Annotated in this window: 26 protein-coding genes and 1 riboswitch; of the genes, 11 read left to right on the plus strand and 15 right to left on the minus strand. The window is 64.6% G+C overall.

Translation table 11 applies throughout. From position 1 onward, the window contains the following. Nucleotides 1-33 precede the first annotated feature (33 nt). Nucleotides 34-1,557 (minus strand): 4-hydroxy-3-polyprenylbenzoate decarboxylase, encoded by a 1,524-nt coding sequence (gene ubiD / locus D769_RS03735; protein ID WP_008642241.1) that lies wholly within the window; start codon nt 1,555-1,557, stop codon nt 34-36. Nucleotides 1,558-2,204: 647 nt separating this feature from the next. On the opposite strand from ubiD, the gene D769_RS03740 reads away from it, so the two are divergent. Continuing rightward, complete coding sequence (locus D769_RS03740) at nt 2,205-3,272, plus strand: lytic transglycosylase domain-containing protein (protein ID WP_040010861.1); 1,068 nt, start codon at nt 2,205-2,207, stop codon at nt 3,270-3,272. Nucleotides 3,273-3,384: 112 nt separating this feature from the next. On the opposite strand, the gene D769_RS03745 is transcribed toward D769_RS03740, so the two are convergent. From D769_RS03745 to ribBA, 4 genes are all read right to left on the minus strand, one after another. Then, nucleotides 3,385-4,566 carry a pyridoxal phosphate-dependent aminotransferase gene (locus D769_RS03745; RefSeq protein ID WP_008642243.1) on the minus strand — a complete coding sequence of 394 codons (1,182 nt, stop codon included), beginning with the start codon at nt 4,564-4,566 and terminating at the stop codon, nt 3,385-3,387. A gap of 181 nt (nt 4,567-4,747) precedes the next feature. Then, nucleotides 4,748-5,263: a transcription antitermination factor NusB gene (gene nusB / locus D769_RS03750; protein WP_008642244.1), complete on the minus strand. Its 516-nt coding sequence runs from the start codon at nt 5,261-5,263 to the stop codon at nt 4,748-4,750. Further along, nucleotides 5,256-5,765: a 6,7-dimethyl-8-ribityllumazine synthase gene (gene ribH / locus D769_RS03755; RefSeq protein ID WP_008642245.1), complete on the minus strand. Its 510-nt coding sequence runs from the start codon at nt 5,763-5,765 to the stop codon at nt 5,256-5,258. The genes nusB and ribH overlap by 8 nt, the downstream gene beginning before the upstream one ends. A 78-nt stretch (nt 5,766-5,843) precedes the next feature. After that, complete coding sequence (gene ribBA, locus D769_RS03760) at nt 5,844-6,959, minus strand: bifunctional 3,4-dihydroxy-2-butanone-4-phosphate synthase/GTP cyclohydrolase II (protein ID WP_008642246.1); 1,116 nt, start codon at nt 6,957-6,959, stop codon at nt 5,844-5,846. A gap of 235 nt (nt 6,960-7,194) precedes the next feature. Between ribBA and D769_RS03765 the strand changes: the two genes are divergently transcribed. The 3 genes from D769_RS03765 (at nt 7,195) to D769_RS03775 (ending at nt 9,431) form a co-directional block, all read left to right on the plus strand. After that, on the plus strand, nt 7,195-8,229 hold the full coding sequence (locus D769_RS03765) for a CaiB/BaiF CoA-transferase family protein (protein WP_008642247.1): 1,035 nt from the start codon (nt 7,195-7,197) through the stop codon (nt 8,227-8,229). A 58-nt stretch (nt 8,230-8,287) separates the two neighbouring features. Further along, nucleotides 8,288-9,124 (plus strand): alpha/beta hydrolase, encoded by an 837-nt coding sequence (locus D769_RS03770; protein WP_008642248.1) that lies wholly within the window; start codon nt 8,288-8,290, stop codon nt 9,122-9,124. Nucleotides 9,125-9,239: 115 nt separating this feature from the next. Continuing rightward, complete coding sequence (locus D769_RS03775) at nt 9,240-9,431, plus strand: YjfB family protein (RefSeq protein WP_008642249.1); 192 nt, start codon at nt 9,240-9,242, stop codon at nt 9,429-9,431. 129 nt (nt 9,432-9,560) lie between these two features. Here D769_RS03775 and D769_RS03780 read toward each other — a convergent pair whose 3' ends face one another. From D769_RS03780 to glyA, 10 genes are all read right to left on the minus strand, one after another. Continuing rightward, on the minus strand, nt 9,561-10,193 hold the full coding sequence (locus D769_RS03780; RefSeq protein ID WP_008642251.1) for a riboflavin synthase: 633 nt from the start codon (nt 10,191-10,193) through the stop codon (nt 9,561-9,563). Between the two features lie 29 nt (nt 10,194-10,222). Continuing rightward, nucleotides 10,223-11,344 carry a bifunctional diaminohydroxyphosphoribosylaminopyrimidine deaminase/5-amino-6-(5-phosphoribosylamino)uracil reductase RibD gene (gene ribD, locus D769_RS03785; RefSeq protein WP_008642252.1) on the minus strand — a complete coding sequence of 374 codons (1,122 nt, stop codon included), beginning with the start codon at nt 11,342-11,344 and terminating at the stop codon, nt 10,223-10,225. Nucleotides 11,345-11,388: 44 nt separating this feature from the next. Further along, nucleotides 11,389-11,913, minus strand: a complete 525-nt coding sequence (locus tag D769_RS03790; RefSeq protein WP_008642254.1) for a GspH/FimT family pseudopilin — start codon at nt 11,911-11,913, stop codon at nt 11,389-11,391. A 1-nt stretch (nt 11,914) separates the two neighbouring features. After that, nucleotides 11,915-12,400 carry a prepilin-type N-terminal cleavage/methylation domain-containing protein gene (locus tag D769_RS03795; RefSeq protein WP_008642255.1) on the minus strand — a complete coding sequence of 162 codons (486 nt, stop codon included), beginning with the start codon at nt 12,398-12,400 and terminating at the stop codon, nt 11,915-11,917. After that, complete coding sequence (locus tag D769_RS03800; RefSeq protein ID WP_008642257.1) at nt 12,397-14,211, minus strand: hypothetical protein; 1,815 nt, start codon at nt 14,209-14,211, stop codon at nt 12,397-12,399. Before D769_RS03800 ends, D769_RS03795 begins: the two co-directional genes overlap by 4 nt. Beyond that, the gene (locus D769_RS03805) at nt 14,211-14,771 is read right to left on the minus strand and encodes a pilus assembly protein (RefSeq protein ID WP_008642259.1); all 561 of its coding nucleotides are present in this window, start codon (nt 14,769-14,771) and stop codon (nt 14,211-14,213) included. The genes D769_RS03800 and D769_RS03805 overlap by 1 nt, the downstream gene beginning before the upstream one ends. Further along, nucleotides 14,765-15,625 carry a PilW family protein gene (locus D769_RS03810; RefSeq protein ID WP_040010863.1) on the minus strand — a complete coding sequence of 287 codons (861 nt, stop codon included), beginning with the start codon at nt 15,623-15,625 and terminating at the stop codon, nt 14,765-14,767. Before D769_RS03810 ends, D769_RS03805 begins: the two co-directional genes overlap by 7 nt. Then, nucleotides 15,622-15,978: a hypothetical protein gene (locus D769_RS03815; RefSeq protein WP_241227836.1), complete on the minus strand. Its 357-nt coding sequence runs from the start codon at nt 15,976-15,978 to the stop codon at nt 15,622-15,624. The genes D769_RS03810 and D769_RS03815 overlap by 4 nt, the downstream gene beginning before the upstream one ends. A 309-nt stretch (nt 15,979-16,287) precedes the next feature. After that, entirely contained in the window at nt 16,288-16,755 is a 468-nt protein-coding gene (nrdR, locus tag D769_RS03820) for a transcriptional regulator NrdR (RefSeq protein WP_008642265.1), read from the minus strand. A 144-nt stretch (nt 16,756-16,899) separates the two neighbouring features. Further along, nucleotides 16,900-18,147 (minus strand): serine hydroxymethyltransferase, encoded by a 1,248-nt coding sequence (gene glyA, locus D769_RS03825; RefSeq protein WP_008642266.1) that lies wholly within the window; start codon nt 18,145-18,147, stop codon nt 16,900-16,902. A 182-nt stretch (nt 18,148-18,329) separates the two neighbouring features. Continuing rightward, nucleotides 18,330-18,432, minus strand: a riboswitch (ZMP/ZTP riboswitch). Nucleotides 18,433-18,598: 166 nt separating this feature from the next. On the opposite strand from glyA, the gene ybgC reads away from it, so the two are divergent. The 7 genes from ybgC to ybgF all read left to right on the plus strand — a co-directional run bounded on the left by ybgC (nt 18,599) and on the right by ybgF (nt 24,111). Next, entirely contained in the window at nt 18,599-19,003 is a 405-nt protein-coding gene (gene ybgC / locus D769_RS03830) for a tol-pal system-associated acyl-CoA thioesterase (RefSeq protein WP_008642267.1), read from the plus strand. Then, nucleotides 19,000-19,683: a protein TolQ gene (tolQ, locus tag D769_RS03835; RefSeq protein WP_011517252.1), complete on the plus strand. Its 684-nt coding sequence runs from the start codon at nt 19,000-19,002 to the stop codon at nt 19,681-19,683. The genes ybgC and tolQ overlap by 4 nt, the downstream gene beginning before the upstream one ends. A gap of 24 nt (nt 19,684-19,707) precedes the next feature. Next, the gene (gene tolR, locus D769_RS03840; protein ID WP_008642269.1) at nt 19,708-20,145 is read left to right on the plus strand and encodes a protein TolR; all 438 of its coding nucleotides are present in this window, start codon (nt 19,708-19,710) and stop codon (nt 20,143-20,145) included. A gap of 23 nt (nt 20,146-20,168) precedes the next feature. Further along, nucleotides 20,169-21,251: a cell envelope integrity protein TolA gene (tolA, locus tag D769_RS03845; protein ID WP_008642270.1), complete on the plus strand. Its 1,083-nt coding sequence runs from the start codon at nt 20,169-20,171 to the stop codon at nt 21,249-21,251. Nucleotides 21,252-21,465: 214 nt separating this feature from the next. Beyond that, complete coding sequence (gene tolB, locus D769_RS03850; protein ID WP_008642271.1) at nt 21,466-22,806, plus strand: Tol-Pal system beta propeller repeat protein TolB; 1,341 nt, start codon at nt 21,466-21,468, stop codon at nt 22,804-22,806. 19 nt (nt 22,807-22,825) lie between these two features. Continuing rightward, nucleotides 22,826-23,335 (plus strand): peptidoglycan-associated lipoprotein Pal, encoded by a 510-nt coding sequence (gene pal, locus D769_RS03855; RefSeq protein ID WP_011517248.1) that lies wholly within the window; start codon nt 22,826-22,828, stop codon nt 23,333-23,335. Nucleotides 23,336-23,352: 17 nt separating this feature from the next. Then, nucleotides 23,353-24,111: a tol-pal system protein YbgF gene (ybgF, locus tag D769_RS03860; RefSeq protein WP_008642274.1), complete on the plus strand. Its 759-nt coding sequence runs from the start codon at nt 23,353-23,355 to the stop codon at nt 24,109-24,111. The last annotated feature ends 85 nt before the right edge of the window (nt 24,112-24,196 follow it).

Here is a 24,196-nt window from a genome sequence, read left to right on the forward strand (position 1 = left end):
CCGGTCAAAAAGCGATGATAGCGGGCAATCGCGCTACTTGCCGGGGCCTTCCTCGAACAGCGAGCCCCACATCTGATCCACGCGGGCCTTGATCTCCGGGGTCATGGTGATCGGCGTACCCCATTCGCGCGTGGTTTCGCCGGGCCACTTGTCGGTGGCGTCGATACCCATCTTCGATCCCAGGCCCGAGACCGGCGAGGCAAAGTCGAGGTAGTCGATCGGCGTGTTGTCGACCATCACGGTGTCGCGGGTCGGGTCCACACGCGTGGTGATCGCCCAGATCACTTCCTTCCAGTCACGCACGTCGATGTCGTCATCCACCACGACGATGAACTTCGTATACATGAACTGGCGCAGGAAGCTCCACACCCCGAACATCACGCGCTTGGCGTGGCCGGCGTACTGCTTCTTCATGCGGACCAGTGCCATGCGGTAGCTGCAGCCCTCCGGCGGCAGGTAGAAGTCGGTGATCTCGGGAAACTGCTTCTGCAGCAGCGGCACGAACACCTCATTCAGCGCCACGCCGAGCACTGCCGGCTCGTCGGGCGGCTTGCCCGTATAGGTGGAGTGGTAGACCGGGTCACGGCGCATCGTGATGCGATCGATCGTGAAGACCGGGAACCAGTCCTGCTCGTTGTAATAGCCAGTGTGATCGCCATACGGGCCTTCCAGCGCGTGCTGGTAGCCAGACGGGTGGTTCGGATCGGGCTGGATGTGGCCCTCGAGGATGATCTCCGCCGATGCGGGCACCGACAGTTCGGACAGCGTAGGCGTGATGCAGCTGGCCAGCGCAGTGCGGCTGCCGCGCAGCAGGCCGGCGAATTGGTACTCGGAGAGCGTATCGGGCACGGGTGTGACGGCGCCGAGGATCGTGGCCGGATCGGCGCCCAGCGCCACGGCGATCGGGAACGGCTTGCCCGGGTTGGCCAGCGCGTGCTCGCGGAAATCGAGCGCGCCGCCACGGTGGGCGAGCCAGCGCATGATGACCTGGTTACGGCTGATGACCTGCTGGCGATAGATGCCCAGGTTCTGGCGCTTCTTGTGCGGGCCCTTCGTCACGACCAGGCCCCATGTAATTAGTGGTGCCGCATCACCGGGCCAGCACGTCTGGATCGGCAGGCGCGCGAGATCGACGTCGTTGCCTTCCCAGACGATCTCCTGGCACGCGGGGCTGTTCACGCGCTTGGGCGCCATGTCCCATACGGACTTGGCCAGCGTAAACAGTTTGCCGGCTTCACGCAGGCCGCGCGGCGGCTCCGGTTCCTTGAGGGCCGAGAGCACGCGACCAATGTCGCGAAGATCCTCAAGCGACGATGCGCCCATGCCCTGCGCCACCCTCTGTGTCGTGCCGAACAGATTTGCCAGGACAGGCACTTTATAGATATCGCCATTGTCACGGCGCGGTTGCTCGAACAGGACGGCCGGGCCGTTTGCGCGTAGCAGGCGGTCGCAGATCTCGGTCATTTCGAGGTTCGGTGACACCGGTGCTGCCACGCGTTTCAGCTCGCCACGCTGCTCGAGCTGGCTCATGAAATCGCGCAAGTCTTTGTATTGCATAGTGAAATCGATTTGGGGTGCGGTGTCGCGAGGGGTCATGGCGCGACGTTTCCAATGTGTGTGACGATACACACGCCACCGCAAAGGCGCAAAAAAATCGTGCCAGCGACTGAGTTGAAATTGTAAGTAAATTGCGAGTTCGGTCAGGTCGGGGAGGGGGAGCAATACTAGGCCCGGCTTATGATTCCGGGTTTGCGGGTGCGCTGACGGCCGCCCGGAGGCCGCTGTTACATATATATAAAAGTAGTGTTAATTTGTTTTGTTATGCTTGACGGGTTATAAAAGCGTTCCTACAATCCGGTCTGCTCTTCGAGGTGTTGCGCCGCAACATGGCTTTTTGTCCTCTGTCAATAGGATGTCTGCCGAATCGCTGCGAATACAACACCTCAATTGATTGCGATCACGAGGCTGCCGGGAGTGGCCCGATCGACGATCACCCTGGCGGGATGCCGGGGCATGAATGAGTGCTTAGTGGCAGGGTGCGGCTCCCCAGGTTCGTACCCTGTTTCTCGTTGGGCGCATGGGGAGCGCCCGCCAACAGGTGCTGGACACCCCTGCTAGGTGACGCAGCATCCTTACTTGAGTACGTTGAGATCGGGCTCGCGCAGTTGTCAGGCGCGCGCAGCGGGCAGCGGATGGAGGTAAGCATGAGCGGTTGGAAAACCCTTCATCTTCCCGGTATCGGGCGGGCATTGCAGGTCCGCTTCAGACAACCGGTTCCCGGTGTGAGCCGCGCACTGCAAGTGCGACTGGCCCATCCGGTGGCAGGCCGCGCGTTGCTGCGCGGCAGCCGCACAACCTTGAAATACACCCTGAACAGTCTCGGGGTGCTGTCGGTGGCCGCAGCGGTCACCTTGACCGTCAGCCAGCAATGGCGGACCTCGCTCGCCGGTGCGCTGGCAGGCAACGAAGCCCCTGCCGTGCTGGTGGATGCTGCCATGTCGAAGGATTCGATCAGCCATGTGCCGCCCATGTCGGCGGATGTGGCCGCGTCGCGCCTGATGGCCGCCGTAGCCAGCCATGGCAGCTCGGGCCTGCCGACCGTGTCGGGCGTGGACGAATGGAGCCAGACGGCTGCCGGCAAGGTGCCGTCCGTGGCGCATCTGGCCGCGCAGATTCCGGTCCAGCGCGTGGCGCTGGACGCCCGCAACACGGCTGCGCTTGGCTCCGCGCGTGAGCAGGCTGCCGTGGCCGAGTACATCGCCCGCAAGTACCGCGTGGCGACGCAGGCGACTGCGCAGCTCGTGAAGGCCGCCTATATGACGGGGCGCGAGGTCGGTATCGATCCGCTGCTGATCCTGGGCGTGATCGCGATCGAGTCGAGCTTCAATCCGTACGCGGAAAGCGGCGTTGGCGCGCAGGGCCTGATGCAGGTCATGACGAAGGTCCACCAGGACAAGTACGAGGCCGTGGGCGGCGTGTCCGCCGCGCTGAATCCGTACGCCAACATCAAGATTGGCGCGCTGGTGCTCAAGGATTGCATCGCGCGTGCCGGTTCGATCGAAGGCGGGCTGAAGTACTACGTGGGTGCCACGACCAATACCGACGGCGGCTATGGCGCAAAGGTGCTGGCCGAGCGCGCGCGTCTGCGTGCCCTGCTGGGTCTGCCGAACACGGAGAAGGCACCGGCCGTTTCCGATACCAAGACGCAGGCCGAGCATCATCAAGGCACCGAGAAGCTCGAGGCGTCCGGCAATACGGCCCAGTCGGCCTGAGCAGCGGATTCTCGTCGCTCATGAAAAAGGCACCCCTTGGGGTGCCTTTTTCGTTTGATGCCTGTGGAACGGTGAGCAACCCAGGCAATCCGCGCAGGCGCTACCTCTACCTCTACCGCAGGAAATGATGCAGTCGCTGCATCGCCTCCTCGATGTTCTGCATCGACGTCGCGTATGAAATCCGGATGTAGTCGTTGGCGGTATGCGGGCCGAAGTCCGTGCCAGGCACCATGACCACGCCGGCATCGTGCAGGATGGCCTGCGTCAGACGGTCGGCGTTGCCGGCAGCCGGATGATTGACGTGGCGGCAGTTGGCGTAGACGTAGAACGCGCCGTCCGGCTTGACCGGTACGCGCAGGCCGAGTGCTTCGAGCGCGGGGACGATGGCATCGCGGCGGCGGCGGAATTCCGCCTTGCGCTCGTCATAGATCGCCAGCGCCTCGGGCGTGAAGCAGGCCAGCGCGGCGTGCTGCGCCACGGCCGACGCGCAGATGAACAGGTTCTGCGCGACCTTTTCGAATGCCGGCACCAGCGAGTCGGGCACCACGAGCCAGCCCAGGCGCCAGCCGGTCATATTGAAGTACTTCGAAAAGCTGTTAACGGTCACGACGTTGTCGTCGAGCGAGAGCGCCGAGACCGGCGGCGCGTCGTACGACAGCCCCTGGTAGATCTCGTCGAGAATTGCGAAGCCTTGGCGCTTGCGAACCTCGGCCAGGATGGCCTTGAGTTCGTCGGGCAGAATCGACGTGCCGGTCGGGTTCGACGGCGATGCCAACAGCACGCCCCGCGTGTTCTCGCCCCAGTGCTCGACCACCTGGGCCGCCGTGAGCTGGAAACGTTCTTCCGGGCCGCTCGGGATCATCTTCGCGTGGCCGTCAAACGCCGCCACGAAATGCCGGTTGCACGGGTAGCTCGGATCCGGCATCAGTACCTCGGCGCCGATCTCGACGAGCACGGCGCAGGCCAGCAACAGCGCGCCCGAGGCGCCGGCCGTGACAATCACGCGCCGGGCCGGGACATCGATTCCATAGGCCGTCTTGTAATAGCCGGCGATCGCCTCACGCAGCGCGTGGATGCCAAGCGCGCCCGTGTACTGCGTGACACCGCGGCGCATCGCGGCTTCGGCAGCGTGAATAACCGGCGCGGCAGCCGTGAAGTCCGGCTCGCCGATACCCATATGGATGATGTGGCGCCCGGCGCGTTCGAGTTCGGCGGCCTGCTTGGCCAACTCCATCACGTGGAAGGCGTCGATGTTGGCGAGGCGGGAAGCGGTGGCAAGGCGCTGGAGATCCATGGCAATCGGGACTGGCCCGTCAGAGAGTCAGAGAAGGGGTGGCATGGCGCATCGTCATCGGCTACGCCCGCCGAACATCGGGTGACCAAACAAAAACACCCGCCGGGGCGGGTGTCTTGCCGGTGCTGAGCATATTCGAATGCCACGCACCGAAATGCAACATCTGTTTTAAATGCTCGAATTAACGACGAGCTGATACTTCCGGCGCCCGCACCTGCGCGGCCAGCTTGTCGAGCACGCCGTTGACGTACTTGTAACCTTCCACGCCGCCGAAGGTCTTGGTCAGTTCGACAGCTTCGTTGATCACGACCTTGTACGGAATGTCCAGGCAGTGCACGAGTTCGTAGCTGCCAACCAGCAGCGCGGCGCGCTCAACCGGCGACAGTTCGTCGACGGTGCGGTCCAGGAACGGCTCGAAGGCCGCCGTCAGACGTGCTTCCTCGCGCACGGCGCCACCCAGCAGGGCGTCGAAGTGCTCGCGGTCGGCCTTGTTGAAGCCTTGGGCATCGTGCAGATGGGCCTGGATGGCGCCGATATCGTTGCGATTCAGCAGCCACTGGTACAGGCCCTGCAAGGCCAGTTCGCGCGAACGGCGACGCGCGCTCTTCGGCGGTGCCTTCGGCTCGGTGCGCGGCTTGGCGCCAGCCGGCTTGCCGGCTGCCTCGCCCTTGTCGCCGGTGTCGGGCGCGTCACTCATCATCTTCCTCGTCTTCTGCGTCTTCGGCGCCATGCTCGCGAAGCGAATCGAGCGCGACCACCAGGTTGGCCATTTCCACTGCGGCGCGGGCGCAATCGCGGCCCTTCTCGCGGGTGCGGGCATGGGCCTGGGCGTCGGTGTCGACGGTCAGGATGCCGTTGGCGATGGGCACGTTGAAATCGAGGCCCACGCGGGTGATACCGGCGCCGGATTCATTCGAGACCAGCTCGAAGTGATAGGTTTCGCCACGCACCACCGCGCCCAGCGCGACCAGCGCGTCGAACTGGCCGCTCTCGGCCATCTTCTGCAGCGCCAGCGGCACTTCCAGTGCGCCCGGCACGGTCACCAGCAGCGTGTCTTCGCCTTCGACGCCCAGCTTTTCCAGTTCCGCCATGCAGGCCTCGCGCAGTTCGTCGCAGACGGGCTCGTTGAAGCGTGCCTGCACGATGCCGATACGCAGGCCTTCACCGTCGAGGTTGCTCTCGTAGAAGCCGTGATCCATTGTTATTTCTCCAGTGATTCGGTCAGGCAGCCGCGCGGATGCGCCGCTGCCGGGTCAATCGGTACGATCCGTTCCCGGTCAGCCGCGATTCGACTCGCCGCTCATCGGCTGGCAGCCAACGATCTCGAGTTCGTAACCGGTCATGCTCGGCATCTTCTGCGGCGAACCCAGCACGCGCATCTTGCCCACGCCGACGTCGCGCAGGATCTGCGCGCCCACGCCGTAGGTGCGCAAGTCCGGCTTGCGGCGCGGACGGTTCTCCGGGGCCTCCAGCGCGGCGAATTGCTCGAACAGCATTTCCGGCGAGTCGCCGCAGTTCAGCAGCACCATCACGCCATGTTCGGCGCCATGCAGCACTTCCAGCGCGGCGGGCAGGCTCCACGAATGGGTGGTGTGGCCGGCTTCCAGCAGGTCGAGCACCGACAACGGCTCGTGCACGCGCACCAGCGTCTCGCGCTCAGGCTGGGGCTTGCCCTTGATCAACGCCACATGGGCGCGGCCGGACGGCTTGTCGCGATACAGCACGCTGTGGAACGTGCCCCACGGCGTTTGCATGTCGCGCTCGCCCACTCGTTCGATGATGCTTTCGGTGCGGCTGCGGTAGTGGATCAGGTCGGCAATCGTTCCGATCTTGAGGTCGTGCTCGCGCGCGAACTCGATCAGGTCCGGCAGCCGGGCCATCGTACCGTCGTCCTTCATGATTTCGCAGATCACCGCGGCGGGCGTCAGGCCAGCCAGGGTGCCAAGGTCGCAGCCGGCCTCGGTATGGCCGGCGCGGATCAGCACGCCGCCGGGCTGGGCCGTCAGCGGGAAGATGTGGCCGGGCTGCACCAGGTCGCTCGCGCGGGCGTCACGGGCCACGGCGGCCTGGACGGTGCGGGAACGGTCGGCTGCCGAGATGCCGGTGGTCACGCCTTCGGCGGCTTCGATGGATACCGTGAAGTTGGTGCCATGCACGGTGCCGTTGCGCGACACCATCGGATACAGCTCGAGCTGGCGGCAGCGTTCGGCGGTCAGCGTCAGGCAGATCAGGCCGCGGCCGTACTTGGCCATGAAGTTGATGGCTTCCGGCGTGACGAAATCGGCCGCCAGGACAAGGTCGCCCTCGTTTTCACGATCTTCCTCGTCCACAAGGATGACCATGCGGCCGGCACGAATGTCGGCAATGATGTCTTCGATACGAGAGATAGTCATGGTTGGGGCGACGTATGAATGGCGAGCGGGATGCTTTTCGGCGGGCAGGGCCGGCGGCGGGATGCGACGATGCCGGCGAAATCAAGGCCGCTATTGTACGCCAAGCCGTGCATGGCGGGCCGGCTCCGGCCCCGGGCGCCCCGACGCCACCGCATCCGGGTTGGTCCCGGTTGCATCGGTGTGCGCGAAGCGCCATACCTAGAGCCATGATTTTTGCCAACCAAGGAGATCGCGCATGACACCGCCGCTGCAGGGCATCCGCATTGTCGAATTTGAAGGAATCGGCCCTGGGCCGCTGGCGGGCTGGATGCTGGCCGACATGGGGGCGGAAGTGACGGTCATCGCGCGGCGCCAGCGTGTGGCCGTGGCCGACCAGCTAGGCGGTGACAAACCCAGCCCGCTGCGGCGCGGCAAGGTCATCGTGCCACTCGATCTGAAGCAGCCCGACGATCTGGCCGAGGCAATGCGGTTGGTGGACGGCGCCGATGCCCTGATCGAAGGAAATCGTCCGGGTGTGATGGAGCGGCTGGGCCTGGGCCCGGCCGACTGCGCCGCCCGCAATCCGAAGCTGGTCTATGGGCGCATGACGGGGTGGGGCCAGTCCGGCCCGCTCGCGCAGACCGCCGGACACGACCTCAACTACGTGGCGCTGACGGGCATGTTGTCGCTCTCGGCCCGCCCGGGTGAGGCGCCGATGATCCCGCCCACCGTGGTCGGCGATGCGGGCGGCGCGCTGGGGCTGGCGTTCGGTATCGTCTGCGCCCTGCTTGACGCCCGTGCCTCGGGGCGCGGGCGTGTGGTCGATGGCGCCATCGTCGACATGGTGGCGATGCTCGGCAGCATCGCGATGTGGGTGCGCAATAACGGCCAGCTCGATGGCCCGACACCCAGCCCGTTCCATCAATCGCCGTTCTATGATGTGTATGGCTGTGCCGATGGTGGATTCATCACGATCGGCGCGCTGGAGCCGCAGTTCTATGCGTTGTTGCTGGAGCGGCTCGGCATGACCGACGTCGATCCCGCCGCGCAGTATGACCACGCGGCCTGGCCCGCGTTGAAGCAGCGTTTCACCAGGCTCTTCGCGAGCGAGCCGCGCGCGCACTGGGACGCGCTGCTTGGCGGCACTGACGTTTGCTATGCGCCGGTGCTGAGCATCGCGGAAGCGGCGCGGCACCCACACAATGTGGCGCGCGGCGTGTTCATCGCCCAGGAGGATGGGGCGCTGGACGTGGCGGGCGCGCCGAGGTTTGCGCCGTCAGGGGCGGCCTGACTGGAGCGAATGCGCACGGCGCGCATCGAGCGGAGAGGGGGAGAACATGAGATACGTAATGACGATCGTCGCACTGTGTCTGGGTGTCTTCATGAGCCCCTGCACGATGGCGCAGGAAGCCGCGCTCGATGAGAGCGTCACGACGGTAAGCCTGCCGCGAGGCACCGAGCTGAGTCTCGTGGTCAGCAAGAAGCCCGGCTCCAGCCCTTCGACGGCGGCGCTACTGTTCCCGGGCTATCCCGGCGTATTGCGGGTCGAAGTCCAGAACGGGGCGCCGGTCTATCAGCTTCGCGGCAACTTCCTGGTGCGCGCGCGCCGGCATCTGGTGAGCGATCAGGTGATGACGGTGATGGTCGACTGCCCGAAGGACCACTGGAGCAACTGCGATGACGAATACCGGACGTCGGACCAGTATGCGGTCGACGTAGGTGCGGCGATCGACAAGCTCAAGGCGAACTTTGGCATTGGCAAGGTCTATCTGGTCGGCACGAGCTATGGCACCGTGTCGAGCGCCTTCCTGGCGCGCAAGCTCGACGGTCGCATCGACGGCGCGGTGCACACGTCCACCATTACTGACCCTCGCGCAGGCCGCAATCGCAATGCGCACGGTCTGCCGATGTGGAACTTTGACTGGACGGCGACGCATGTCGATCAGTTGTTTGTCCATCATCAGGATGACCCGTGTCCGCTGACGCAGTACCGGAGTATCGCGGCCCGGCGTGGAAACATTCCATTGATCACGGTGCAGGGGTCGAAGGGGGCGCGCGGAGAGCCTTGCGAGGCGTTCTCGCAGCACGGCTTCGTAGGGCGCGAACAGGTGGTCATGCGGGCGATTGGCGACTGGATTAGCACGCGCAAGGTTGTGGAGACGGTGGGCGAGAAGGGCGACGAGTGAAAGACCCGCGCTCAAGTCATGCCGGAATTCTGCCGACAACATGGATGCGGCTGAATGGCGCAAGTGCTTGTGCCTGCCGTGCCGCACTTGTCAAACTTGAATCAGGCAGAACCCAATGATCAATTCCATCGTCAGTTCGCTGAACGCCTCAGACCCAGGTAGCGATCCCGTCGGGATCACGATGTTGCGCAAGACGCTCGACATGCAGTCGCAGGGCGTGGCTCAACTGCTGCAATCCATGCCCGGTGTTGGATCGGCTGGCCGCAATCCGCCGCATCTGGGTCAGAACATCGACATCAAGGTCTGAGCCTCAGGCAGCGCAGCAAGTGCGAACGGCCACTGGCAATCGAATTGCCAGTGGCCGTTCTGCATTGCGCCGGTGGCCGTCGAGTGGACGCCGGGAGGAGGCGCCGGCAGCTACCGGCGCCATCGATTGTCAGACGAGCGGTTGTCCCGCCTCGGCGGAAGCCGACAGCATTCGCTCCACGTACCGCGCGATCAGGTCGATCTCGAGGTTCACGCGCTTGCCCGGTGCCAGTTCGTTGAGCGTGGTGACTTCCACGGTATGCGGAATCAGGTTGATCGAGAACACGCAGCCGTCGGCTTCATCGCTGACGCTGTTGACGGTCAGCGACACGCCGTTGACCACCACCGATCCCTTGTAGGCCAGATAGCGGCCCAGCTCGCGCGGCGCACGGATACGGAGTTCATGCGATTCGCCCACCGGTGCAAAGCGAACGACCTCGCCAAGTCCGTCCACGTGACCCGACACCAGGTGCCCGCCCAGGCGGTCGGCCAGACGCAGCGCCTTTTCCAGATTGACGCGGCCTGGCTGGTCGAGGCCGACGGTCTTGTCGAGCGATTCGCGTGAGACGTCGACGTCGAATTGGCCCGCGCCCAGCGTTACCACGGTCATGCACGCGCCCTGGATGGCGATACTGTCGCCGATGCCGACGTCTGTCAGGTCGAGGTCGCCGGCCGCCACGCGCAGGCGCACGCCTGCGTTGACGTCACCGAGCGGGGAGACGGATTCGATGCGGCCAACCGCCGCCACGATGCCAGTAAACATGCTTGCCTCTTCGATGTGTGTGTGTTTGTTCAGCGTTGGGTGTCGGCGCGGCGCGCGATCAGGCGCAGATCGTCGCCAATCTGGCGCACTTCGTGCCAGCGGAATTCGGTCGCGTCTTCAAGCTTCGACAGCGGCGGCAGATTGAACATGCCCTGCGCGTCGCCAAGCAGCTTCGGCGCCAGGTAGACCAGCAGTTCGTCCGCGCAGCCTTCGCGGATCAGTGAGCCATTGAGCTTGAAACCCGCTTCCACGTGGAGTTCGTTGATGCCTCGCCGCGCGAGTTCTTCCAGCATGCGGCGCAGTTCCACCTTGCCATGCGGATTGGGCAGCACCACGACTTCGGCGCCACGTGCCTCGAGCGCGCGCTGGCGGGCCTTGTCTTCGATGGCGCAAAAGACCAGCACGGGTTTGGCGAAGTCGCCGGTATCGCGGTTGAGGATCTGCGCGTCGAGCGGCACTTCAAGCCGTGAGTCGACAAGCACGCGCTGCGGCTGTCGCGGCGTCGGGATGGCACGCACGGTCAGTGCCGGATTGTCGTCGCGGACGGTGCCAATACCGGTCAGGATGGCACAGGCCCGGGCGCGCCAGGCGTGCCCGTCGTCGCGTGCCGGCTGGCCGGTGATCCATTGGCTTGTGCCATCGTGCAGCGCAGTGCCGCCGTCGAGGGATGCAGCTACCTTGACTCGCACCCAGGGAAGTCCGCGCGTCATGCGCGAGATAAAGCCGATATTGAGATCCCGCGCTTCCTTTTCCAGCAGCCCGCAGCGGACGTCGATGCCCGCGTCGCGCAAGCGCTGCAGGCCACGGCCGGATACGGTGGGATTTGGGTCTTCCATGGCAGCCACCACGCGCGCGATACCTGCGCGCACCAGCGCGTCGGCACATGGTGGCGTGCGGCCGAAGTGGCTGCACGGCTCCAGCGTGACGTAGGCGGTGGCGCCAGCGGGATCATGGCCGCGCGAGATCGCGTCCTTCATGGCCTGGATCTCGGCATGATCCTGGCCGGCCGGTTGCGTGTAGCCTTCCCCGATGACCATTCCGTCCTTCATCAGCACGCAGCCGACACGAGGGTTCGGCGTGGTGGTGAACATGCCACGCGCGGCGAGCGCGAGGGCCTGTTCCATGGCGGTGTAGTCAGCGGCGGAAAACATGGCGTGGGATTCTGGCCAAAGGGTTTGTCGGGAATCCGGTCCGGTCAGTCGCAATCGACATCGATGCCGGGCCGGCAGATCCGGATGCGCCCCTGGGCACCGAGCCGGACCTGACGCTGCGCGCGGTAGCAGCGCAACTGGAACGTGGCGGCCAGAAAGCCGCCTTGCTCAGACCGTGAGTATCCCACAGGTGTCAAGCGCAGGCTTTGTGCGCCGGCATGGCCCGCCGTGCTACGGAGCGTGATCCGCAGGCACGGGTCGCTGGCTCTGACGACTGCGAGCGAAGGCTCCGTGTCGCTGTCTAACTGCCAGCCGCCATCCAGCGTCTGGGCGCCTGCGAGGGGGCTGATACGCACTTCAAGACGGCGACTGGCCGCGATTGTGCGTGCCAGCGCCAGTGACGCGGCCAGCCGGTCAGCGGCATGGGCCACTGTCTGCTCCGCAGTCAGGTCGCGAAGCACCGGCCACGCGGCGATCGCCAGGATCGCGCTGACGGCCAACGAGATCAGCAGTTCGGGCAAGGTGGCGCCGCGTTTGGCGTTTCGGGACGCATGGCCGGTAATTCGCATGTCAGCACTCCCAGGGCAGGGGAATGGCGGTGGCATCCGCCGTGGGCATCGAAAGCCACTCGCCATTGCTGCGCAGGATCAGCGTGCCACACGCTTTGTCCACATGGACTGGGGTGGCGCGTATCTCCACACAACGCGACAGATCGAGTCCGGCACAGCTTGTGGCAGTCAGCCAGTGGCGCGTGCGGGCTGGTGGGGGCGGTACGGGACGCGGCCACTGGCCGGCTGGTGTCGCCGCGCCCGGTGTGCTGGCGAACGAGGTGGTGAGCAAAGCGTGCCGCTCGAGTGCGAGCATCGCGGAAACCAGCTCGGCCCGTGCCTGTACGCGCCACGCGCGTTCCAGATGATGCCGCCATGCGGGCATCGCCAGCATCGACAGGATCGCGGCGATCAGCAGGGTCACCAGCAGTTCGGCGAGACTGTAGCCGGTCTGGCGGCGACTGATGCGTCTGAGGGGAGCGAGATGAGCGAGATGAGCGAGGTTCATGGCTCGGTCCGGATCAGTTCGCGCCAGCCAAGGCGTCCGCACCGGCGCCGATAGTGCGTGTTCTGCGCGAGATGCGCGGTGTCGCCGTCGACCTGCCACATACCGAGCTCGAACGTATCGAAGGTCGACTTGCCGGGCACGACCGGCCCCCCGTTCAAGGTTGGCGATACCACGGCGATTGGCGTGCCAAACCGGTCATCGAACGGCACACCGGTTACGGCGCGCACGAGCGTGCCATCCGGCTCCGTCTGCATGACCGACTCTCCGCTGGCCGCTTCGATCAGGTAGCTGCGAGTGCGCCCGTCGGGTGTTAACGTGGTGAAGCTCAGATGCGCCGGGCCAACGTTGTCCAGCGTCGTGATCGATTCCCCAGGATGGGGGAGTGGCAGAGTCCAGCCATTCGCATCGGTGTCCAACTGGGGCTGGCCCGCACGGAGGATCACGCCATTGCCTGACACGATGGCGTCGATCCGTGAGGGGGTGCCGCGCGGACCGCGCCCATCGGGAATTGCGGAAAGCTCGCCACCGCCCGCGTAGATGACGAGCGGTCCGCTGGACGGATGCATGATGATTGGCGCCTCGGCGGTGGCACTTCCGCGCTGACGATGCAGGCATCGTGCTGGCTCCGCCTGCTGCGCGGCGCCGAGGTGATCGAGTCCGAATCGCCAGAGTCTGCCGGTGTCGTCGACGACGTATGCGGCACGGGCGTGGCCACTTGCGTTGGCAAGCACGCTGGCTGCGAGCAGCCGAGTCCTGGTGGTGTCTGCACCGCATCCGGTCGAGGGCAGATATAGCCTTGGCACCGTGCCGGATGGGAGTCCATTCACGATGGGCCGATCAAGCGGCAGCAATGCAATCCCGGCGGGTGAGCCGGTTTCCGGTGTCGCGGTGATGATGGTCAGCGCGGCCCAGCGACGTGCGCCGTGCTCGATCCACATGAGTGCGCGGATCGGGCCCTGGCCTGTCAATGGCAACGCCTCGGAAGCAGGAATTTCCCAGAGCAGCCGGATCGGCGCTTCGCTTTCCGGTGACGAGACATCCAGGGCGAACACGGCGGCCGGCCGCCTGTCCGTCGACGGGATGCCGCACAACAACAGCGTTCGCCAGACGCCGGATGGATCCGCATCGATGCTATCCGGGCGCGGGCAAGGCGCCACGGGCATGGCGCTGCCCGGTACGGTGAGGGCGGCGGAACCGGCCAGCGCGGCGCGCGGGAGGAATCCTGCAAGTTCCTTGCCGGTCACGGCATCGAACCCATGCACGATGCCGTCGCGTGTACCGATCCAGACGGTGACCGCGCGGTTTGCGTGACGCAGGCGAAATTGGGCGTGGCCCGGTTGCATCGGCAGCCAGGCTGGGGCTGCCACAACGCGCACGCGGGCGCCAGCGCCGCTGGCCAATCGCGTGTCGCGCGGGCGAAGTGTGGCGTCCGTCCTGTCGCCTCGCAACCATGCGAGCCGTCTCGTGCCATTGCCACTGGGCTCGGGGGTGTGAAGTTCTGCCTGGGCGTCGGCGTCGATGGAGCGCCAATGGAATGGCACGAGACGATCGCCACCGAGGTATAGCCTGCGCGAGGCGGTATCGCGCAGGTCAAGCTCGGCGCCCGCCTCCCATTTCGTGAGCACGGTGGAAGTGTGGATGCGCGCGGTGCGGAAGACGATTGCATGGAGCCGGCCGGTCCATGGAAAACTGCCTGCCGAGATGCGGTAGCTGAGCGGAAGCTGACCGGTCGTGGAGCCATGGCTGGGGGCGGTCATGCTCAGCCAAAGTGCAAGGATGACGATGCCGTCGAAGCATGTGCGATGGCGCATCACGGCTGAAACTCCGTCTGGAGCAGAGCCCGGACGCCGGTGTCGCGCCCAAAGCCTAGCGCCGTGATGCGAAAGCGCGGCCAGGCGTCGGCTGTCAGGCCGGTTCGATCATCAAGGGGTTCGATCACGTAACGAGGTGCCGTGGTCGCTCCGATGACATCGGCGGGCAGGATTGGCATGGTGATACGCGTGAACGTGCCGGTTTCGATGCCGAGATCTGCGGGCAAATTGCCCTCGAGCCATGGCATCCATGCCGTCATGTCGCCATCGGCCATGCACAGTCCGCGTTGTGCTCCCGTCCCACACGTTCCGGGCGTTGGCCATGACGCCAGTCGCCCGCCGCCGACGTCCGCGATGGCGGCGATCAGATCTGCTTCCGCGTCGAGCAGCGCCACCTCGGCCGCGCGGAAGGCGATCTCGCGGTCCAGCCACTGGCTCGTCATGCTTCGCCCGGCAAACAGCAGGTGCGCGGCGGCGGCGCCGATGCTACCCATCATCAGTAGCAGGCTGGAGAGGAATGCCAGTAGCGCCGCACCGGAATGTGGGCGGAGGTTCAGCATAGGGCTTCCCGGCATGGAGACGGATTGCGTAGACGAACGGTCGTGGTGAAGGTTCGTTGTCTCGGCGCGCGACTGACAGTCGGGCGGTGTCCCTGGACGACGAGCGTGACCTGTACCGCTCGCACGTGATGCCAGGCGAGTTGTCGCTGTCGCGCCACGTCTTGAGCGTCGAGCAGAGCGGGGACGCGATCACTCTCGCCCTGGCCATCGCCCTCATCGACCATGCCGAAACGCAATTGCATCGACTCGACGCCGCGCACAAGGGTGCCGGATGTGTAGGCGTGTGCCTGCGCGCGGTTGTCGCTGCGGCGCGGGTAACGGCACAGCAACTGGGGAACGCCATCGCTACCGTTGCCGATATAGAAGACGTTGGTCGCGGCATGGTGTGCTGGCGGCGCGATGCCGTCGCCAACTGTTTTTGCAGGCAGCGCGTAGCCACTGCAGTCAGTCATCGTGCCGTCGGCCAGGCTTGGGTCGGTTGCCCGGCCGCTGCCGGAAAATCGCACCAGCAGTGCATCGCTGCCACGGACGCCGCGTCGCCCACATTCCAGCCCGTCATCGATCGACGGCGCACCACAATCGTCATGGCCTTCAAGCGGCCCCTGTGGGGCAGGGTGTGCGGGCTCCAGCGCAACCTGCGTGGGAATCCAGCCCGCATGCCGGATCGCATGCGCGATGATGGCCAATGCGCGCTGACCGCGCTCTTCGATCTCGATCCCGTCTGCCACACTGGCATAGGCGTCCCGCATGACCTGCCACATGGTCAGCGCAGCGAGCATTGCAATCGTGCCAAGCGCGACACCGATCATCATGCCCACCAAGGTGAAGCCGTGTTGCTGCGATCTTGGCCTCATGGTGCTACCCACAATGCCAGCCGGGTAGGCATGGTGTCAATTCCGGCTGCATCCGTCGGAGAACGGCTCTCGATGGTCGCGATCGCGAGGCGTTTGTCTGGCACGCAACGCTCTTGCTGCCCGGCCAATCCGCAAAGCGGGATCGGGAGCGCGTCGTTGCCGGGTGGCTGCAGTGCCATTGCACTTGCTTCGGCCAGTTCAGCGGCCCGCATCAGGGCGGTGGTCAGGTGTTCCTGTTCACCGGTCCAGCGCAGGCAGACCGTGCCGAGCATCCCCAGCGGTATCGCGCCGAGGCCGATGACGGCCAGGCTCAGCAATGCCTCGAACAGGACGTGACCTCGGCACGAAGTCAATGAAGGGGAACGGGGGTGAAGGCGGGCAACCATGGCGTATCGGTTCGATTGGAACGGAAGGCCACGATAACGGCGGGGATGGTGTCAGGACGTGTCTGGCTGTGGAGGATTGGTGTCAGTGTGTTTCCGAGTCGAGCCCGGAAACATCCGAGTCAGTGCCAGAGTCGTCAGGGGCGTGACATCACGCAAGTCTGGCTTTCGAGGTCCGGGTTGCACACAGGCCGTGAGGCGGACCTGCAAGCGCGCTCGCTTGCCTCGCTCTACCCAAGAGCAGCAAGTGGTGATGAGACAGCGCTTCTGCGGTCCTTCCTACCCCTTTCGCGGGGTGGATGACGAGAATTCGTCGAGCATGTCCCGGAATTCGGAAACGTCCTCGAAGCTGCGATACACGGATGCAAAGCGGATATAGGCGATCTTGTCGAGCTTGCGAAGCTCGCGCATGACCAGCTCGCCGACCTGGCTGCTCGGGATTTCCTTCTCGCCCAGAGCCAGCAGTTTTTCTTCGATGCGAGTGATCGCTTCGTCGATGGCCTCGGCGGAAACTGGCCGCTTGCGCAGTGCCAGCCGCATCGAATCCTTGAGCTTGGCGCGCGCGTAGTCCACGCGCGAGCCATTTTTCTTGACGATGGCGGGAAAGAACAGCTCGATCCGCTCGTAGGTGGTGAAGCGGCGGTCGCAGGCTTCGCAGCGGCGTCGGCGGCGCACGGTATCGCCATCTTCCGAGACGCGGCTGTCAAGAACCTGGGTGCTGGAATGACCGCAGAAGGGGCATTTCATGCCTGACCACCTGAATGTAAGAGCCTGACCGCATTTTGCATCTTCGATTTCTGTTGCGGTCCTGCGGTTGTTGAAACGGCGCTGTCACCATAGAGGTGACAGCGCCGTTCGTGTGCGCTAACTATAGCGCGATCGACTGGCGAATCAGCCGTAGACCGGGAAGCGACGGGTCAGTGCGGCAACCTGTTCGCGCACGGCGGCGATGTTGGCCTCGTCGTGCGGGTTGTCCAGCACGTCGGCGAGCAGGTTGGCCACCTGGCGGGCTTCTTCTTCCTTGAAGCCGCGCGTGGTCATGGCCGGCGAGCCCAGGCGGATGCCCGAGGTGACGAACGGCTTTTCCGGATCGTTCGGGATCGCGTTCTTGTTCACCGTGATATGGGCGTCGCCGAGGATCTTCTCGGCTTCCTTGCCGGTGATCTTCTTGGCGCGCAGGTCAACCAGCATCACGTGGCTTTCCGTACGGCCCGACACGATGCGCAGACCGCGGGCGATCAGCGTTTCGGCCAGTGCGGCGGCGTTCTTGACCACCTGTTCCTGATACGCCTTGAAGTCCGGCTGCAGCGCTTCCTTGAAGGCTACGGCCTTGCCGGCGATCACGTGCATCAGCGGGCCACCCTGGATGCCCGGGAAGATGGCCGAGTTGATGGCCTTCTCATGCTCGGCCTTCATCAGGATCACGCCGCCGCGCGGGCCGCGCAGGCTCTTGTGGGTGGTGGTGGTCACGAAGTCGGCGTGTGGCACCGGGTTCGGGTACACACCGGCGGCGATCAGGCCGGCGTAGTGGGCCATATCCACCATGAAGTAGGCGCCAACTGCCTTGGCAACCTTGGCGATGCGTTCGAAGTCGATGCGCAGCGCGAAAGCCGATGCGCCGGCGATGATCAGCTTCGGCTTCTTCTCGTGGGCCAGCTTTTCCAGCGCGTCGTAGTCGATGTCTTCCTGCGCGTTCAGGCCGTAGCTGACCACGTTGAACCACTTGCCGCTCATGTTCAGCGCCATGCCGTGGGTCAGGTGACCGCCTTCGGCCAGGCTCATGCCCATGATCGTGTCGCCCGGCTTGAGCATGGCGAAGAACACGCCCTGGTTGGCCTGCGAGCCCGAGTTCGGCTGCACGTTGGCGGCTTCGGCGCCAAACAGTTGCTTCACGCGGTCAATGGCGAGCTGCTCCACCACGTCCACGTACTCGCAACCGCCGTAGTAGCGCTTGCCGGGATAGCCTTCGGCGTACTTGTTGGTGAGCTGCGAACCCTGGGCGGCCATCACGGCCGGCGAGGTGTAGTTCTCGGAAGCGATCAGTTCGATGTGATCTTCCTGACGCTGGTTTTCTTTCTGGATTGCGGCAAAGACTTCGGGGTCGATTTGCTCGATCGTGAAGCGGCTACGTTCAAACATGGCGTGACTCGTCTGTTTAAAAGGGAGAGCGGATGGCACGGCCGGTACGGAAACCGGATGCCTGTCGACGCTACTCTGTATTGCGGAATTTTCGCGTATTAGGGCGCGCGGGGAAGGCACTGGCGTCCAGCACCGGGGGCGCGAAAACGCGACCAGCCGGTGCAGGGCGCACCCTGCTTCCCATTCGCTGCCCAGGCGAGCGGCAGGCGCATCGAATATCACGCCCAATGAACTTGCGCTTCCTCGTGGTAGTACCCACTGACTTCGCCAGTCGCGCAAGGTGGAATGGTTGCCGCAGAGTTTACGCGAGCAAGCGGCTTGCTGCAAGACGACGGCCGGCCCGGATGCGCGCCCGGCCCTGATCCGGCAAGGCCTGGCGAGGATTGGCTCGCAACTTGCTGTTGCAAAGTCACACACGGGTTTACCAGTGCACTCCGTTACAATGCCCGCCATGCCAAATTTCGTATGGCCGCTGCGCGTGTATTGGGAAGATACCGACGCAGGCGGCGTGGTGTTCTACGCCAACTACCTCAAATTCTTCGAGCGGGCCAGGACCGAATGGCTGCGCTCGCTCGGCGTCGAACAGCAGAGCCTCGCGGATTCGTCCGGCGTGGTCTTCATCGTCCGCAGCACGACTGTGGAATACAATGCGCCCGCCCGGCTGGACGACCAGCTCGAGATCCGTACGCATATCGAACGCGTCGGACCGGCGTCGGTCCAATTTGCCCAGGAAGCCTGGCGTGGCGAGCTGATGCTGGCCGCCGGCCAAATTCGAGTCGGATGTGTCGATAAAAGCACGTTCCGGCCGACCCCAATTCCTGCCCCTGTTCTCGCCACTATCAAAAACGCTCGATGAATCCAGTGACCGTCACGCAAGACCTGTCGATCATTTCGCTGGTACTTCACGCCAGTCTGCTGGCACAGGCCGTCATGGCCCTGCTGCTGGTGATGTCCCTGTTCTCGTGGACCTACATTTTCCGCAAGCACCTGGCACTGCGCGCCGCGCGCACGCAGACCGAGGGCTTCGAGCGCGATTTCTGGGCAGGCGGCGACCTGCAGGCGCTCTATAACAGTGCGGTCAACAATCGTCACAACACCGGCGCCCTGGAGCGGATCTTCGAATCGGGCATGGGCGAGTTCCTGAAGGCACGCGAGCGTGGCAACGAGGCCGGCGCGCTGCTCGACGCCGCCCGCCGCGCGATGCGCGCCGCGTACCAGCGTGAAATGGACGTGCTCGAATCGCACCTGCCGTTCCTGGCGTCGGTCGGTTCGGTCAGCCCTTATATCGGCCTGTTCGGCACGGTCTGGGGGATCATGAACGCATTCCGCGGTCTGTCGAATGTGCAGCAGGCAACGCTTGCATCGGTGGCGCCCGGTATCGCCGAGGCACTCGTGGCCACCGCGATCGGCCTGTTTGCAGCTATCCCGGCCGTGATCGCCTACAACCGGTATGCCACGGAAATCGACCGTCTGGCCATCCGGTTCGAAAGCTTCATGGAAGAATTCCTGAACATCCTTCAGCGCCAGACGCGTTAAACCGAGAGCGGGGGAGCACCAGTCATGGCAGCCATTCAGCGCCGCGGCGGATCACGCCGTCGGGCCAGTGCGGAAATCAACGTCGTGCCGTATATCGACGTGATGCTCGTGCTGCTCGTTATCTTCATGGTGGCAGCACCAATCGTGAACCCGGCCGTGGTGGACCTGCCGTCAGTGGCCAATGCCACGCCGCAGCAACAGACGCCGCCGATCATCGTCACCGTGCACGAGGACGGCGAGCTGACCGCGCGTGGCAAGGACAACGCCGGCAACGCGTTCGAGCGCAAGCTCGACAAGCGTGGCCTGATCGATTTCGTGCACCAGCGTCAGAATGAAAATCCGGACCAGCCGGTGGTGATTGCCGCCGACCGCTCCGTCAAGTACGAAGCCGTGCTCGACGTGATGTCCGTGTTGAAGGCCGATGGCGTCAAGCGCGTCGGCCTGATGGTGAAGTCCAAGTAAGCGCCTCAACGTCGCAACTCAAAGTGGCCAGCCTTTCGTCCCGTCATCCGCATCAACGGCCCGCGCGCGCGGTGGAAGCCGCCGCCTATCCGTACCAGCCAGTCAAGGAACGTGGCACGCTTCGCTCGTTCCTGCTGGCGCTGGTGATGCATCTGCTGCTCGGTATCGTGCTGTACTACGGTGTGCACTGGCAGAGCAGCACGCCGGTGGGAGCCGAGGCGGAGCTTTGGGAAGAGGTGCCGGACGTCGCGCCTGCACCACCGCCTCCGCCGCGCCCGGTGGAGCAGCCGCGTCCCACGCCGCCCGAGCCTGCCGTGCGCAGCAAGGTCGAGGAAGCGGCCGATATCGCCCTGGAACGCCAGAAGCGCAAGCAGGCCGAAGAGGCCGCCGAGCGCGAAGCGGCGAAGCAGGAGGCCGCGCGCAAGGAGCAGGAGCGCAAGGACCAGGCGAAAAAGGAACAGGAAAAGAAAGACCAGGAAAAGAAGGAAGCCCAGCGCAAGGAAGACCTGCGTCAGCAGCAACTCGAGGCGCAGCGCAAGGAAGACGCGAAGAAGAAGGCCGACCAGGAACGCAAGGAAGCCGCGGACGCCAAGGCGAAGGCAGAGGCTGATCAGAAGGCGAAGGCCAAGGCTGACGCGGATGCCAAGGCGAAGGCCGATGCCGAGCAAAAAGCCAAGGCCAAGGCCGACGCCGATGCCAAGGCCAAGCGTGACGCCGCGGCCAATGCCCAGCGCAAGAGCGAACTGGCCCGCCTGCAGGCAATGGCCGGTGGCGGCGTTTCTTCCGGCGGTGGAGTCGGCAGCGCCGCAGGTTCGGGCGCCGGTTCGGGAGGCAAGGCCTCGCCGGGCTACTCTGACCGCGTGCGTCGCCGTGTGAAGCCGAACATCATTTTTGGTGGCGATGTCGAGGGCAATCCCGCAGCCGTGGTGTCGGTCTCGCTGGCGCCGGATGGTTCGCTGCTGTCGGCGCGGCTGACCAAGTCGAGCGGTAACTCGGACTGGGACAACGCCGTGCTGCGTGCAGTGCAGCGCTCCGATCCGCTGCCGCGCGATGAGGACGGCAAGGCACCCGCAAACTTCACGATTACGTTCAAACCGAAGGATTGAGCGGGCGAACCGTGTCGATAGCGCCATGTTTTGCAACATAATGCAACCTTCATCGTGGGCGTTAGGTCCCACCGCTACCATGAATGGTTGCCTGACGCGGCCGGCAGCGTGCAATACGTACGCTTGTGGGGCCATGCCAAGCCGCATGTCGCCCGTCTCGCCGTGTTTGCTGTGCCGCCGCAACGATGAAACCTGAAATCGACTGAGGAGCAGCATGCGAAAGCTTTGGGCCCCCAACTGGCTATCCCGACGCCAGAACGCCAATCCCACCCGCGACCAGAGCCGCCATGCCTTGATGGCGTGGCTGGCTGTGGCATTGATGTCGGCGGGCGCGGCGCACGCGCAACTGAACGTAGAGATCACCGGAGTCGGCTCGAACCAGTTCCCGGTAGCGACCGCCAACTTCCAGGGCGAGGCCCAGGCCCCGCAGAACCTCACCGCCATCATCCGCAGCGACCTGACGAACAGCGGACGCTTCCGCAACGTCGACCCCGCAGGTGCCACCGTGGCCGAATCGGCCCAGGTGGACCTGGGCAGCTGGAAGGCGAAAGGTGCTGATGCGTTCGTGGCCGGCAGCGTGACGCCGACCAGCAATGGCCAGTACGAGGTGCGTTTCCGCCTGTATGACACCGCCAAGGGGCAGAGCCTTGGCGGTCTGGCATTCACCGTCACGCAGGGCCAGCTCCGCGTGACCGCGCACAAGATCGCCGACTACATCTACGAGAAGCTGCTCGGCGAGCGCGGCGTGTTTGCCACGCGCCTGTCGTATGTGTCGAAGGTGGGCAATCGCTACCAGCTTCTGATCTCCGATTCGGATGGCCAGAACGCCCAGATCGCGCTGACCAGCACCGAACCGATCATCTCCCCCGCGTGGTCGCCCGATGGCCGCCGCGTGGCCTATGTCTCGTTCGAAGCCAGGAAACCGGTGGTCTACGTGCATGACCTGGCGACGGGCAAGCGTGTTGTGGTGTCGAATCAGAAGGGCAATAACAGCGCGCCGTCCTGGTCGCCCGATGGCCAGCATCTGGCCGTGTCGCTCTCCCGCGACGGCAACACGCAGATCTACCAGGTCAACGCCGATGGCTCAGGCCTGCGTCGCCTGACCCGCAGCAGCGCCATCGATACGGAGCCGCAGTTCTCCCCGGATGGCCGCAGCATTTATTTCACCAGCGATCGCGGCGGCGCGCCGCAGATCTACCGTATGCCGGCGTCTGGCGAGGAATCCGGCGCAGCGCAGCGCGTGACCTTCAAGGGCAGCTACAACGTCAGCCCGCGTATCTCGCCGGACGGCAAGTACCTGGCCTACATTTCGCGCAGCGGTGGCTTCAGGCTGCAACTACAGGACCTGTCGAACGGTGATGTGACGTCGCTCACCGATACGACCAACGATGAATCCCCGAGCTTCGCGGCCAACGGCAAGTACATTCTCTATGCCACCCGCGTGGGCGGCCGCTCCGTACTGGCGGCAGTCTCCACGGACGGACGCACCAAGCAGGTTCTGTCTCTCCAGTCCGGCGCTGTTCGAGAGCCGTCCTGGGGGCCTTTCATGCAGTAAAAAAGAGGAGTCTCTCGCCATGTCCCAAATGATGACCAAATCGCTCGCCATTGCTGCTCTGCTGGCTCTGGGCGCCTGCAGCTCGGGTGTGAAGCTCGACGACGCATCGAAGTCCGGCGCCGGCACCGGCGCGACCACCGACGCACGCAATGTGGCGCCGGTTGATGTTTCGCGTGACCCGCTGAACGACCCGAACGGCCCGCTGGCCAAGCGCAGCGTGTACTTCGATTTCGACAGCTACTCGGTGAAGCAGGACTACCAAGGCATGCTGCAAGCCCACTCGCAGTACCTGGGCAGCAACAAGAGCCGCAAGATCCTGATCCAGGGCAACACCGACGAGCGTGGCACCAGCGAGTACAACCTGGCACTGGGCCAGAAGCGTGCCGAAGCCGTGCGCCGTTCGCTGGCTGCGATGGGCGTGCCTGACTCGCAGATGGAAGCTGTGAGCCTGGGCAAGGAAAAGCCGAAGGCAACCGGGCACGATGATGCCTCGTGGGCCGAGAACCGTCGCGCCGATATCGTTTACTGATCCACGGATAATTCTTCATGAATGCTCGCGTTTCCACGCTGCTATGGCTGGCCGCTGTATCCGGCGGTGGCCTGCTGGCAGCCATTCCCGCGCACGCCGGCGTCTTTGACGACGACGAGGCGCGCCGTGCGGTGATCCAGATCCGGGACCAGTTCAACGGTTTCCAGGCCACGGCATCCCAGCGTATCGACCAGAACAGCCGGACCCTGCTCGACGCGCAGAACCAGCTCGAAGGTCTGCGCCAGGAGGTTGCCCGACTGCGCGGTCAGAATGAAGTGCTGCAAAACACGGTGGATACGCTGCAGAAGCAGCAGAAGGATTACTACGCTGACCTGGATGCGCGCCTGAAGAAATTCGAGCCGCAGCAGGTGACCGTGGAAGGGCGCGAGGGCATCGCCCAACCGACCGAGAAGCCGGAGTACGACGCAGCGCTGAAGCAGTTCCAGTCGGGCGACTTCAAGGGCGCGGGCAATGCCTTCTCGGCGTTTGCGAAGAAGTATCCGCAAAGCCCGTACTTGCCGCTGGCGCAGTTCTGGCTCGGCAATTCGCTCTACGCGCAGCGCGACTACAAGGGGTCGACCTACGTGCTGGATACCATGGTGAAGAACTTCCCGACGCACCCTAAGGCGCCGGACGCCATGATCGCCATCGCCAACAACCAGTTCGAATCTGGCCAGAAGGCCGCAGCCAAGAAGACACTGGAAGCCGTGGTGGCGAAATATCCGGGGACTGAAGGCGCCCAGGCCGCGAGCAACCGGCTGAAGACGCTGAAGTAACCGATACCGGTATGTAGTCCAGGAAAGGGTCCGCGCGAGCGGGCCTTTTTCTTTGGGCTGGCGCTTATCAATTGCCGTGGGATTC

Origin of the sequence: Cupriavidus sp. HMR-1, assembly GCF_000319775.1 — a bacterium.
Classification (GTDB): Bacteria; Pseudomonadota; Gammaproteobacteria; order Burkholderiales; family Burkholderiaceae; genus Cupriavidus; species Cupriavidus metallidurans.